Annotated in this window: 12 protein-coding genes and 5 tRNA genes; 8 read left to right on the forward strand and 9 right to left on the reverse strand. The window is 32.3% G+C overall.

The window, feature by feature from the left end; genetic code table 11:
• Positions 1-69: 69 nt before the first annotated feature.
• The 5 genes from RR430_RS07345 to RR430_RS07365 all read right to left on the reverse strand — a co-directional run bounded on the left by RR430_RS07345 (position 70) and on the right by RR430_RS07365 (position 606).
• Positions 70-145, reverse strand: a tRNA-Lys gene (locus RR430_RS07345).
• A gap of 13 nt (positions 146-158) precedes the next feature.
• Positions 159-234: transfer RNA gene (locus RR430_RS07350), tRNA-Gln, on the reverse strand.
• A 65-nt stretch (positions 235-299) separates the two neighbouring features.
• Positions 300-384 (reverse strand) — tRNA-Tyr (locus RR430_RS07355).
• 13 nt (positions 385-397) lie between these two features.
• Positions 398-473, reverse strand: a tRNA-Thr gene (locus RR430_RS07360).
• Between the two features lie 57 nt (positions 474-530).
• A tRNA-Val gene (locus RR430_RS07365) sits at positions 531-606 on the reverse strand.
• Positions 607-762: 156 nt separating this feature from the next.
• On the opposite strand from RR430_RS07365, the gene RR430_RS07370 reads away from it, so the two are divergent.
• Positions 763-1191: a hypothetical protein gene (locus RR430_RS07370; protein ID WP_332488525.1), complete on the forward strand. Its 429-nt coding sequence runs from the start codon at positions 763-765 to the stop codon at positions 1189-1191.
• 9 nt (positions 1192-1200) lie between these two features.
• Positions 1201-2307 carry an alanine racemase gene (gene alr, locus RR430_RS07375; protein WP_332488527.1) on the forward strand — a complete coding sequence of 369 codons (1107 nt, stop codon included), beginning with the start codon at positions 1201-1203 and terminating at the stop codon, positions 2305-2307.
• Between the two features lie 21 nt (positions 2308-2328).
• Here alr and yfcE read toward each other — a convergent pair whose 3' ends face one another.
• Positions 2329-2856, reverse strand: coding sequence for a phosphodiesterase (gene yfcE, locus RR430_RS07380; protein WP_332488528.1), 528 nt, complete (start codon positions 2854-2856; stop codon positions 2329-2331).
• Between the two features lie 178 nt (positions 2857-3034).
• Here yfcE and RR430_RS07385 point away from each other — a divergent pair, with 178 nt between their 5' ends.
• From RR430_RS07385 to RR430_RS07410, 6 genes are all read left to right on the forward strand, one after another.
• Positions 3035-3652: an ECF transporter S component gene (locus RR430_RS07385; RefSeq protein WP_332488529.1), complete on the forward strand. Its 618-nt coding sequence runs from the start codon at positions 3035-3037 to the stop codon at positions 3650-3652.
• Positions 3653-3654: 2 nt separating this feature from the next.
• The gene (gene coaBC, locus RR430_RS07390) at positions 3655-4854 is read left to right on the forward strand and encodes a bifunctional phosphopantothenoylcysteine decarboxylase/phosphopantothenate--cysteine ligase CoaBC (RefSeq protein WP_332488530.1); all 1200 of its coding nucleotides are present in this window, start codon (positions 3655-3657) and stop codon (positions 4852-4854) included.
• Entirely contained in the window at positions 4838-5617 is a 780-nt protein-coding gene (locus RR430_RS07395; RefSeq protein WP_332488531.1) for a type III pantothenate kinase, read from the forward strand. The genes coaBC and RR430_RS07395 overlap by 17 nt, the downstream gene beginning before the upstream one ends.
• A gap of 126 nt (positions 5618-5743) precedes the next feature.
• Positions 5744-7366 carry an efflux RND transporter periplasmic adaptor subunit gene (locus RR430_RS07400; RefSeq protein ID WP_332488532.1) on the forward strand — a complete coding sequence of 541 codons (1623 nt, stop codon included), beginning with the start codon at positions 5744-5746 and terminating at the stop codon, positions 7364-7366.
• Positions 7363-8088, forward strand: a complete 726-nt coding sequence (locus tag RR430_RS07405; RefSeq protein WP_332488533.1) for an ABC transporter ATP-binding protein — start codon at positions 7363-7365, stop codon at positions 8086-8088. Before RR430_RS07400 ends, RR430_RS07405 begins: the two co-directional genes overlap by 4 nt.
• Positions 8072-9340, forward strand: coding sequence for an ABC transporter permease (locus RR430_RS07410; protein WP_332488535.1), 1269 nt, complete (start codon positions 8072-8074; stop codon positions 9338-9340). Before RR430_RS07405 ends, RR430_RS07410 begins: the two co-directional genes overlap by 17 nt.
• 45 nt (positions 9341-9385) lie before the next feature.
• On the opposite strand, the gene RR430_RS07415 is transcribed toward RR430_RS07410, so the two are convergent.
• From RR430_RS07415 to RR430_RS07425, 3 genes are all read right to left on the reverse strand, one after another.
• The gene (locus tag RR430_RS07415) at positions 9386-10858 is read right to left on the reverse strand and encodes an amino acid permease (RefSeq protein WP_332488536.1); all 1473 of its coding nucleotides are present in this window, start codon (positions 10856-10858) and stop codon (positions 9386-9388) included.
• 26 nt (positions 10859-10884) lie between these two features.
• The gene (locus RR430_RS07420; RefSeq protein WP_332488538.1) at positions 10885-12291 is read right to left on the reverse strand and encodes a glutamate decarboxylase; all 1407 of its coding nucleotides are present in this window, start codon (positions 12289-12291) and stop codon (positions 10885-10887) included.
• Positions 12292-12625: 334 nt separating this feature from the next.
• A complete protein-coding gene (locus RR430_RS07425) occupies positions 12626-13369 on the reverse strand; it encodes a hypothetical protein (RefSeq protein ID WP_332488540.1) in 744 nt (247 codons plus the stop codon).
• Positions 13370-13859: the final 490 nt, after the last annotated feature.

The following is a 13859-nucleotide window of genomic DNA, read 5'->3' on the forward strand; positions in this document are numbered from 1 at the left end:
ACCCACGTAGTCAGCTTGGAAGGCTGAAGTTCTACCATTGAACTACATCCGCATATTTGATTTAAAGAATGGTGTCCCGGAGAGGAATCGAACCTCCGACCCACTGATTAAAAGTCAGTTGCTCTACCACCTGAGCTACCGGGACAAAATTAATAAATTGGCTGGGGCACCTGGGATCGAACCAGGGAAATGTCAGAGTCAAAGTCTGATGCCTTACCGCTTGGCTATGCCCCAATCAAATGCTTCTAACCGCGTTTATATCTTTATGTTTCTGCCCGAGAAAGTCTTGAGTAGAAAAATGGTGGAGAGGGGCAGATTCGAACTGCCGAACTCTAAGAGAATTGAGTTACAGTCAACCGCGTTTAGCCACTTCGCTACCTCTCCAAGTTTAAATAAATGGTGCCGACTATAGGAATCGAACCTACAACCTATTGATTACAAATCAATTGCTCTGCCAATTGAGCTAAGTCGGCATGTATGTTGAGGGCGGTTTCTTAATCCTCTATATAAACTTGATGCAATCATAAAAATGGTGGAGGTTAACGGGCTCGAACCGCTGACCCTCTGCTTGTAAGGCAGATGCTCTCCCAACTGAGCTAAACCTCCAGGTATTTTTAGTGCTTACTTAATATATCATACCACCTAAACCAAGTCAACACATTAATGGAAATTTTTTTACTTTTTTGTTATACTCTTTTTATTGAAAGGGTTATTAGTAAATATTGACAGGTTTGTCTTATTTAGTATACTAGGTTTTTTTAAATGTTAAAAGTATTTAATACAGATGCTTTATCAAGAAATCAACGTTTCCAAAGAGCATTACTAGCAGGTATTGTCGCTACCATTGTTTTAATGGTTGCTTATGGTTTATTAGCACAAATGTTACGTATTGAATTTTCATATGTATTCCTATTAATAGGTTATGCAATTGGATGGGCTATTCGTACCTATGGAAGAGGAGTTCAATTAAAATTCTCTATCCTTGGAGCCGTTTGCGCTGTAATATGTTTTATAGGTGCAGATATGATTAACTACTTTGGATTTGGAGTATTTACAAATATCAGCTACTTTATCGCTGCATTCCAAACATATTTAAGAATTCTATTAAGCTTTAATTTTAATTCGCTATTGGGATTATTATTCCGTGTTGGTGGTGTATACGCAGCATTTTATAGTTCAAGAATAGTATAGGAGATTAACATGTATAGAGAAAGTTGGGTTGAAATCAACCTTGATGCATTAAAGAATAACTTTAAGTATATTCAAGAAAAATCAAAAAAAGATTTGATTTGTGTTATTAAAGCCAACGGATATGGTAGTGGCGACCAACATATCGTTCAAACCGCAATAGAATCAGGCATAAAGTTCTTCGCTGTATCTAGCCTTGATGAAGCCTTGGTTTTACGAAATGAAGGATGCCAAGAAAAAATATTAATTCTTGGTTATGTTAACCCAAACGATATCGATTTATGTATTCAACATCAAATCTCTACAACAATTGTATCACTTGAATGGCTTAAGGAAATCATAAAAAAAGATCCCAAAGGACTGCATATACATATAAAAGTCGATACTGGTATGAATCGTATTGGAATTAAGAACATTGATGAGTGTAAAGAAGCATTAAACCTTTGTTTAGAAAACGATATTATTCCAGAAGGAATATTTACTCACTTTGCTTGTTCTGATGACCCTGACATGGAAATGACTAAATGTCAGTATGAAAAGTTTGTTACCTGCGTTACCGCTTTAAATTATAAGTTCACTTATATTCACTGTGATAATTCTGACGCTTTATTATCGTTTCCTGAGGGTTTTACCAATATGGGGCGTCTTGGTATATCCATGTACGGAATCAGCGCTCACGATCAAAATTTAGAGCCTGTATTCTCACTTTATTCTACAATCGCATGCATCAAAGAAGTAAATAAGGATGAAACCATTAGTTATGGTGCAACTTATACAACTACAACAAACGAAATTATAGCTACTTTACCAATCGGTTATGCTGATGGATGGCTCAGAAAAAATCAAGGGCGTTGTTTATATATTGATGGCGAATTAGCCCCAATAGTTGGTAGAATATGTATGGATCAATGTATGATTCACACTAAAAAATTCTACCCAGTTGGAACTAAAGTAGAATTATTTGGAAAACATATACCCGTTCAGGAAGTAGCTTTAGATTTAGAAACTATTCCTTATGAAATACTAACAAACTTAAGTGAACGTCTAACCCGTGTATATATCAAAGATAACAAAGTTATTGATGAAAACAATGCACGACTTGAAAGATCTCAAAGATAAAACCATCTTACGATGGTTTTTTTAGAATTCAATTTGCATTAATATTTCTTCGTCACGTGATAAAACAATAAATTCATCTTCTGTTAATACACCATAACTTCTATCATATCCACCTTTTGGCATAGTTATTGAACCTGGGTTTAAAACAATTATCCCCTCTTCACGATCTGCCCTAGGAATATGTGTATGACCACTTAAAATAATATCTATATTTACAAGCGGTAAATTTAAATGACCATGAGTCATCATTAACTTTCGTTTACCTAAGTCAAAAACATGTCGATCTTCCATCATCGAAAATTCTAGTACCATTTGATCTACTTCACTATCACAGTTACCTCTTATCGCAATTATTTTGTCTTTAATTGAATTCAATAATGGTATTACCGCTTTAGGATTATAATCTTCAGGTAAATCATTTCTTGGCCCATGGTATAAAAAGTCCCCTAAGCATAAGCATTTATCGGCATTAGTTTCCACTAATTTCTTTAACATAAATTCAACGGATTCCAATGATCCATGAATATCTGAGAACACTAAGTATTTCATATAATTGTCTCCTTTATGTATTTATTATAATTTAATTTTACTGACATTTCAAAAGATACGCTGTATAATATTACTGCTTAAGAAAAGTGATCTTTATGACACTTATTCAATTACTAAGCATTTAACTAAATGATTTCTTGTTCATTGCATTCCGCTAAGGAAGTGATAGGAGGTACTTATGAAATCAACACAACTTAAGACATTTGTCTATTTAGCTTTTTTTATCGCAATTGAAATTGTACTGATGCTTACACCCCTTGGATTTATTCCAATTGGTGTCATTCGCGCAACGACTTTGCACATTCCAGTAATTCTTGCCGGTATTTTACTAGGTTCAAAGTATGGTGCCGCTGTTGGATTTGTATTTGGTTTAATGAGTTTATTCATTAACACTACTCAACCAACAATTACATCATTTGTATTCTCACCTTTTGTATCAATTGGTGGGACAAGTGGTAACTTTGCAAGTTTGCTTATTGTGTTTGGTCCTAGAATCTTTTTAGGATTCTTTAGTGGATGGTTGTATCAGTTTTTTAATCGCCTAAAATGGAATTCTACATTAAATGTTTCTCTAACCGCCATTATTAATACATTAATTCATACGGTATTAGTTATGGGTAGTATCGCTCTATTTTTTGGTCAACCTTACGCTGCGGCAAAAGGAGTCACCATAAATGGTCTTATCAATTTAATATTAGTTGTTATTTCAACAAATGGCATAGCAGAAATGATTTTAGCTGCTATTGTCGTTACTGCTTTGTATAAAGCATTAAGCCCTATGCTAGAGAGGAAATAATTATGAGTAAATGTATTGTTGTCGGTGTAACTGGTGGTATTGCAGCATTCAAAACCTGTCAATTAGTAAGTAACCTTAAGAAAAAAGATTACGATATCCACGTAATTATGACCAAAAATGCCACTGAATTTGTTTCTCCTTTAACATTTGAAACACTTAGTGGAAATCGTGTCAGTATAGACACTTTTGATCGTAATTTTGAATACAATGTACAGCATATATCTTTAGCCAAAAAAGCAGATTGTTTTGTTATAGCGCCAGCTACTGCAAATGTGATTGCTAAAATTACTCACGGTCTAGCAGACGACATGCTTACTACCACATTTCTAGCCGCATCTTGTAAAAAAATAATATGTCCCGCTATGAATACAGGTATGCTTAATAATCCTGTTACAATTGAAAATATTAATAAATGCAAAGAATTAGGTTATACCATCATCGATGCTGAAAGTGGACTTCTTGCATGTGGTGATGAGGGCAAAGGAAAACTCGCAAACATCGACATCATCGAAGAAGCTATTGAATTTGCAATCAGTCCAAAACCTTTATTGGGTCAAAATATTTTAGTAACAGCTGGTCCTACACAAGAAGCAATTGATCCCGTACGTTTTATTACAAACCACTCTAGTGGAAAAATGGGTTATGCCATTGCAAAAGCAGCTCGCAATTTAGGAGCTAATGTTACTTTAATTAGTGGTCCGTGTAATTTAACACCAATAAATTTAATAACAAACATTAATATAACTAGTGCTGATGATCTATTTATCAAGATGAAAGAATTAGCGATGGAACAAGACTGTATTATTCAAACAGCTGCAGTTGCTGATTACACAATTCCTAATCCTGCTATTCAAAAAATAAAAAAGAATGATTCATCACTTACATTAGATTTAGTAAAGACCGATGATATCTTGTTATACCTAGGTCAAAACAAACAACCAAATCAAATTCTTTGTGGTTTTGCAATGGAAACTGAAAATCTAATTGAAAACGGTACAAAGAAATGTATAAATAAGAACTGTGACCTATTAATTGCAAATAGTTTAACTACTATTGGTGCTGGTTTTAAAACTGACACAAACAAAGTTACAATTATTCGTCCAAGTGAAACTAAAGAAATTGAATTAATGAGTAAAGAAAAATTAGCATATGTAATTTTAGAAGAATGCTATAGAGGTAAAATCAATGTTACTAACAATTGATGTCGGAAATACAAATATTACAATGGGTATCTTTGATGGTGATACTTTAGTAGGTAATTTTAGACTTACAACTAAAACCCCTAGAACATCTGATGAATATGGTATATGCCTAAGTACACTATTAGATAAATACCACATATCGAGTGAACAAATCGAAGATGTAATCATATCTAGTGTTGTTCCTAAAGTAATGTATTCATTAAATAGTTGCATTATAAAATATTTAGATAAAATCCCTACCATTATTGGTCCTGGTGTAAAAACAGGTATCCAAGTGAATTCAGATAATCCAAGAGAAGTTGGTGCAGATAGAATTGTCAATGTTGCTGCCGCATATCACACTTATCATCAAGCATGTCTTATTATTGACTTTGGAACTGCCACAACATTTGATTATGTATCAGAAAAAGGTGTCTTTGAATATACTGTAATCTCACCAGGTATCGAAATCAGTGCCCAAGCATTATGGAATCAAACTGCTAAACTTCCAGAAATTGAGATTGCTAAACCAGAGCATATCCTTGCTAAGAATACAATTAACGGAATGCAATCAGGAATTGTTTACGGATATATTGGACAAGTAGAATATATAGTAAAACAAATTTTAAAAGAACTTGGCAATATAAAAGTAAAAGTCATAGCTACTGGTGGATTAGGTAAAATCATTTACAATGAAACTGATTTAATAAATGTATATGATCCTGATTTAGCTTTTAAAGGTATGAAAATTATTTACGAAAGAAACAAAAAAATATCAGAGTAATAGCCTTACAAAGTCTTATCATGAATATGTGATAAGATTTTTTTCTTCACATAAAATTCAAATAAAACACACTTTAATCTCAAATTCATCATTTAACCTTAATATACATTACTAAGGGAGAATAGTATGAACAAAATAAATATTAAACCGATTCAACACCTACCAAAAAAGATAAGAATTATTATGGTACTTGTTACTTTGTTATGTATTGGAATTCTAAGCACAACCATATATAACAAAGTTTTTGCTAAAACAAAAAGCAACTCAAAAGTACAAGAAAATTACACAAGGACAATCAGATTAACTAAAAATAGTTTAGAAGATACCGTAAGTGCTACTGGTAATATTGAAAGTCAAGAAACAAGTAATGTCACTTCAAATGTTGAAGCAACAATTAAAGAAGTATTAGTTAATGTTGGTGACACTGTTAATGAAGGCGATATTATTTGCACATTGGATTCATCTGAACTAGACAAGAAAATCGCTAAAGCAAAAGAAACACAAACAACATCAAAAGAAACAAATCAAACAAATTATGATAATGCACTTGCAGCTAAAGAAACAGCGTGGAGTAATTTTAGCAAACAACAATCAATAACCGATAGTGCTAACGTTGCCTATCAAGCCGCATTATCTGAGTATCAAACAGTCGAAAACTCTATAACTAATCAACAAAATTTATACAATAGTGCAGAAAGTAACCTACAAACAAAAGGAATTACTTTAAACCAAAAAGAAGGTGCATGTTTAGGCGCTGGTTACACATCAGATTGTAGTGGTGCTGATACAAATTCAGCTTTATACACCGAATATACTCAAGCTAAACAAGAATACGATGCAGCTAATGCAACATATAAAGAAGCACAAACAAACTTAGAAAACGCTAAATCAAATTCTAACTACCAAGAATTACACAACACAATGACACAAGCTAAATCAACATATGAGAATGCTAAATCACAATTAGATAAACTTACTGAATCCTTTAGTAGCGCTGATGCCAAAGTAAACGAAACATACAAAGTTCTAAATTCAAGCACATCTAGTTCTACTGATTTAGAAGATTTATTGGAACAATTAGAAAACTATACACTAAAAGCTAAATCCAGTGGGAAAGTAACCTCATTAAATGCAACCGTTGGTAGTAAAGCAAGTGGAACAATTGCAACAATCCAAAATACCAATTCTCTAAAAATAACTTTCTCTATCGATGAATATGACATTCAAAAAGTGTCTGTTGGTATGATTGCAAGAATTACAAGCGATGCCGTAGATGAAGAATTGAGTGGTATAGTAACACAAATCTCTCCTGTTGCAACAGCTGGAGCACAAGGTTCATCTAGTGGTTTCCAAGTAGAAGTTGAAATAACCTCATCTAATAGTTCATTGTTGATAGGAATGAGTGCTAAAGTAGAAATACTAATTTCTTCTACTGATGATGTATTCACTGTTCCACTTGATGCTATCGAGGAAAAAGATGATGGCACTTCCGTAATTTACGTTAAAAATGAAGCAGGAGAATTCATCGAGACCCAAGTAACTATTGGTAATAAAACAGATTATTACGCTGAAATATCAGGTGCAACCATTAAAGAAGGTTTAGAAGTACGCGCAAGCGCAAATGAAGAAGAAGCAAATGTTAACGAAAGTGAAAGCTTTGAAATGAATACCGAAGTGCAAGGCGCAATAACTATGCCTGAAATGTCTGGTAGTCAAACTCCACCAAACGGCGGAGGACAACGTCCATGATAAATTATGAAACTCCAATTATTGATTTAGATAATATTATTAAAAAGTATTTTATTGGTAAACCCAATGAACTCGAAATATTACATGGTATAAATCTCAAAATATATCCAGGTGAATTTGTTGCTATAGTTGGTGAATCAGGCTCTGGAAAATCAACATTGATGAATATTATTGGTGCATTAGATAGACCAACCGAAGGGGAATATATATTAGATGATATTCCAATTTCCACCATAAAAGATACAGAAATTTCTAAAATTAGATGTCAAAAAATTGGATTTATTTTTCAAACATTCAATTTAATCGGTAAACTATCTGCCCTTAAAAACGTCCAATTACCTATGCTTTATGCTGGCATGAGTAAAAAAGAAAGCAATAAACGAGCAAAAGAATTATTGGAGTTAGTTGGAATGAAAGATCGAATGAAACACCAACCAAATGAACTATCTGGCGGGCAAAAACAAAGAGTTGCAATCGCAAGGGCAATCAGCAATAATCCAACCCTACTGCTTGCAGATGAACCTACTGGTGCACTTGATTCATCTACATCAAGATCTATCATGGACTTATTTCATAAATTACATCGAGAAAAGAAGATGTCTATTGTATTAATCACACACAGTCAAGAACTTGCAAAAGAAACAGATCGTATTATTACTTTAAAAGATGGAAATATTATTAGCGATCGTATTGGGGATGGATATCATGAGTATTTGGGATAACATACTTCTAGCATTGCAAAGTCTACGTGTTAATAAAATGAGAGCCTTATTAACTATGTTAGGAATCATTATAGGTATAAGTGCTGTAATAGCAATCGTTACTTTAGGAAATTCAATGACATCTTCGATTACTGATTCTATGTCTAGTTTTGGTATTTCCAACGTAAATGTTTCATTGGTTGAAAAGAATTCATCAAACTCATCGAATTCAACTTCTATAAGAATGTTTACTAAGACTAGCTATTCTGATGAAGACTTAATTTCAACTGATATGATTAATGAATATAGATCAGCTTTCAAAGATCAACTTAAAGCCATATCGCTAGCTGAAGGCGGATCACAATCTAAAATCACAAAGAATCAAAACACCGCTACTGTGAATATGATAGGTGTCAATACAGACTATTCTATTGCCAATAATATCGAAATGATAACTGGCCGATTTATTAATCAAGAGGATTTAGATTCAAACAGACAAACCTGTATCATATCTAACGAATTTGCAAAAGATATTTTTGGTTCAAGTGCAAATGCTGTTGGGCAAACAATAGACGTTTCAATTAATGGTTTTACCAAAACACTTACGATAGCAGGTGTCTACAAATACGATTCAAATGGACAGGTAATGAGTTCATCATCTATTACAACTGACTGTTATCTACCAATAACTACTTTAAAGCAATTTTCAAATTTGCAAGATGGATATAGTAGCTTTACAATAGTCGCTAATAACGAGGTAGATAGTACAACTTTCTTAAATCAAACTACATCATTCTTTCAAAGTTACTATACATTAAATGATTCATATACTGTCTCTGCATCAAACATGGAAAGTATGCTTGAATCAATGACTGAAATGTTATCAACAATTACTTTAGCAATCGCAGCAATTGCAGCAATCAGTTTACTTGTTGGTGGTATTGGAGTTATGAATATCATGTTAGTATCAATTACCGAAAGAACAAGGGAAATAGGCACTCGAAAAGCCTTAGGTGCAACTAACACAAATATCCGTTTACAATTTATTGTTGAGGCCATGGTCATTTGCTTAATTGGCGGATTAATGGGAGTTTGCATTGGAATTGCATTAGGAAGTTTTGGTTCATCACTACTTGGTTATCCTGCAAAAACAAGTATATCAGCGATTGTAATTTCAGTTTTATTTAGTATGAGTATTGGTGTATTCTTTGGATACTATCCTGCCAATAAAGCTGCTAAGATGGATCCAATCGATGCACTACGTTATGAATAAAATATTAAAAGCAACGACCTAAATCGTTGCTTTCTTTGTATATGTTTACTCTTCACTATCATCACTTAACACTGGCATTTTTACACCAGCAGGAAGTGGATTTTTCTTTCTCATAATATAATAGATAATGAAAGGTATAAATAATGTAACTATAAAACTTACTGATAATATTGTTATATATGTCGTTGATACACCAGGACCTGATAATTGTGATGGTGGTACAAACGAAATTGCAAATCCAACAATTGATAATATTAATCCAGAGAATCCTATAATTAAACGTACAACTTTACTCTTAGAGATTTGGAATGCACGTGGTAAATCATCGTGTTTTAATACTAACTTGATATATGCAATAAAGAAAATAATATAAGCAATAATATAAATTACTACTGTTAATGAAATTGCAGTGAAGAATGATAAGTTATTATTCCCTCCACCACCAAATGTTAAGATAGCTGTCCAAATAGTAACTATTACTCCTTGTAATAATAAGAATTTAGTTGGAACGCCTTCTTTATTTGTTTCTGATAATGATTTTGGTAATAAGCCTTGTTTACCAGCAACTTGCATTCCCCAAGAAGGTCCTACAACCCATGCTGATACTTCAGCAATAACACCACCAGCAATTAGTAAAGCTATGATTCTTACAACCCAATCTAGGCCTTTACCAAAGTGTGCTAGTAATCCACTATAACCTTGTAATACACCTGTTGATAGTCCTAGTTTATCAGCTGGAACTACTGCTCCAATTGCTACACCACCAATAGTGTTTAAAATAATTGCTAATAGAACTAATCCAAGAATTGCTAATGGATAGTCACGTTTAACATTTGTCATTTCATTAGCATGTGATGCTGATGCTTCAATACCTGCATAAGCTAGAATGAATGACACGAATACTACTAGAGTATTTAATTTAGTGAAATCTGGAATCATAGAACTTAGTTCTAGTGACATACTACTCTTACCACCTGTAGCAAAATAACCAATTGCTAAGATAAATAGAATGACAGCTGGAATTAGAATACCAATACTGAATCCGATTTTTGAAATTTTAGCAGTTAACTTTGTACCTTTGAATTGTGACAAAGTTAATGCCCAGAATATAATCAATACACCAAAGAATCTTACAACTGGATCACTATTTAGTGGTGCCCAATTGAAAACATAAGATAGTGCACTTAGTATAAAATAAATCATTGTTACAAAACCAACAGTTATTTGGAACCATTGGAAGAAGATGTTGGCAAATCCCCATTTTTCTCCGAGAATATTGCCAGACCAAGAGTAAACACCTCCTGTATCCCATCCTTTTACAGTTGCCATTTCAGCTGCACATAGTGCAACTGGCAAGAACCAAAATAGGCCCCCTACAATTAGGAAAAACACTAATGATAATCCAGATGATGCAAATGTTGGATATTCATATACTGTCATAACCATTGTTGCAGTTAATGCAAAGAATCCAAATAATGTTAAATGTTTTTTGGTATTAACTGGGTTTTTATTAGACATATTAAATCTCCTCTCTTAATTACTGTCTAGTGAGTAAATCCTTGTTTACCTGACATAGATTTGCCTGCAGTATCAGTTTGAGTATTCTTTTCAAGATAATCAATTGCCATTGTCATATCTTGTATTAATGCATCGCGCATAGTTGCAGAGAAATCTGCACGTATAACAAATCTTTGAATAACGGTATCTTTTAAATTAGCTGGCAATGTGTATGCAGGAACTTGCCATCCCTTCATAGCTAAACGATCTGCTAATTCGTAAAGTGTCCATTTATGATTTTCAGGATTTTTTAAGCGATAACAAATTACTGGAACGTTATCACCATCATTGTAAATTTCAAAGATTCCCATCTTTTCAATTTCTTTTGTAATACTTACGGCAATATCACGAGTATGTGTTTGAACTAGTTTTAAACCATTCATTCCATATCTCATAAAAATGTAATATTGTCCGATAATTTGACTTCCTGAACGTGAAAAGTTAATAGCCATTGTTGGTTGTTCACCACCTAAGTAGTTAACATAGAATATTAAGTCTTTTGGTAAGAATTCTTGATCTTTCCATAAAACCCATCCAACACCTGGATAAACTAATCCATATTTGTGTCCAGAAGTACTTATAGAACGTACGTTCTTTAAACTAAAATCCCATTCAATTTCAGGATGTACAAATGGTGCAAACATTGCGCCAGATGCTCCATCAACATGAATACCGATTTTTACTTTTGCTGTTTTATTATATTCTTCGATAAGCTTATCTAACGCTTTAATATCATCGAATTTTCCAGTATATGTAATACCTAGAATTCCTACTACACCAATTGTATAATCATCTACGTAATCTAATACTTTATCAATATTTAAACTCATGTGTTGTTCATCTAATGGTACTTCTCTCATTTCGATATCCCAATATACACAGAATTTTTCCCAACAAACTTGATATCCAGATGAGATAACTAAGTTTGGTTTTTTAGCTTTTATATCTACTCCTGCTTTTTCAGCTTCTTGACGCCATTTAAACTTCATAGCAAGACCACCAAGCATACAAGCTTCTGATGATCCAACTGTGGAAGTTCCTAATGCAGTACCATCATTTGGTGCATGCCATAAATCACCAAGTATATTAACACAATAGTTTTCTACTTCAGTCATCTTTGGATATTCTGATTTGTCAATTGCATTAATAGCTAAACATTCTGACATAAGCTTTGTTGCTTCTGGTTCCATATAGGTTTGACAGAAGGTTGCCAAGTTTTGTCTAGCATTTCCCTCATCAATTAATTCATCGCTGATTAATCGATAAGCAACTTCAGCTGGAACTGATTCATCATTCAATTTGTTTTTTGGAAATTTGGTATCTTCAGTAAATACTGCAAGATTAGGTGTTGAGACAGTTAAGTCTTTCTTTTGTTCTTTTTTAAAATGTAACATAATATATGCTCCTTTGGATGTTTCTGGTCTCATAAATATTCTATTCTTGAGAGCTCTTCAACCAATCTCCCGTATCAGTCGCAAGTAATAGAAATTCATAACCGACGAGAATTAAATAAAACAAGTTTAGTTGCATTCATCGCAAGCAAGTCTTATTCTCCCTATCGATAAACACACTCTAACACTCGTTTTTTTGTAGTCAATTAATGTGATTTTTATGTTATTCCTAAAAAATATAAAAAGATAATGATTTTTAAAGTCATTACCTTCTATTGATATTTTGTATCAAATATAAATCCAAAGTCATGTTGTTACTTACATTTACAATTAACTTTTAAACTGCTTCTCCTTCAATGAAAACTTCATTTTCAATATACTCAATAAGTTCATTCAATTTCTTATTAAATATTTCTTCTCTTTCTACAATTTTGTTATATGCAATTCTTACTTGTTTATCAAGATCTTTCTTAAATATCATTTCATTTCCAATTGTTGGTGAACCAACTTCCGCATCTACAAAAATATCATTATCTTCATCATAGGCTATATCAAATTTAAATTGTTCATAACAAGTAAGTTTTAATGTTTCTTCATCATTACTGTTTCCATAATATTTTAAATAAGCAGCGTAATGATCAGGATTGTATTTCTCATTTGGTTTCTCATAACAAAAAGCTTCATAAATAATATGTTCAGTGAAATACTTTATATCATCTCCACTTTTATATATCTCTAATAGTTTAACAGTATCATTCTTTGATCCAAACGAACTACTAGATTCGATTATAATATTACCATCATTGACCTTTATATCAATTGATGCAGACGAAACATTCATTTCTCCATATATCGATACAATTGAATTATAGGTACCATCAACATAATCAGTAAAAGTATTATTTTCAATAATAAAATTTTGAACTTTCTCTTTCATAATGGTCTCTTTAGTTTGTAGATCATTAACTATTTGTTCTTCATTTTCTTCATTAGGTGTACTAGTATCACCATTTGAATTGTAACAACCACTTATTGTAATCATCATAACAATTAAAATGCATAACTTTATACTGTTTTTCATATTCAATCCTCTTTTAATTATGTTCACATAGTTATTATACCCTTGTCAAGATTCAAATGCTTTACTAAATAAAACTAAGAAATATAACACAAGATATAACAAAATTAATGTTATCAATCCAAAAAATACAATAGTTGAGTATATTGAAAATAATTATAATCTTCAACAAACGAACAAAGAAAACTCATTCTATTTTAATATTTTAGATCTATATTTCAAATAGCAGTTTATCTTTAGCCACTCTACACACCAGTGTGAATAGTTAAAAAAAACATTGTTTTACACATTCTAGTTGTATAAATATCTTTTTTTAATAATCTACTTATATAATTACATCTAATTTTATTTTCCCATCTTCAAAAATCATCTTGTCATTTTCTTTCTCTTACATTTCTTCCTACTTATTGAAGTAGAAATCAAAAAATATTAATTACTTAGAAGTATACAAAAACCTGTGTTAAATACACAGGTTCATTAGTTTGAATGGTGC

The organism is Anaerorhabdus sp., assembly GCF_036641015.1.
Taxonomy (GTDB): Bacteria; Bacillota_I; Bacilli_A; order Erysipelotrichales; family Erysipelotrichaceae; genus Anaerorhabdus.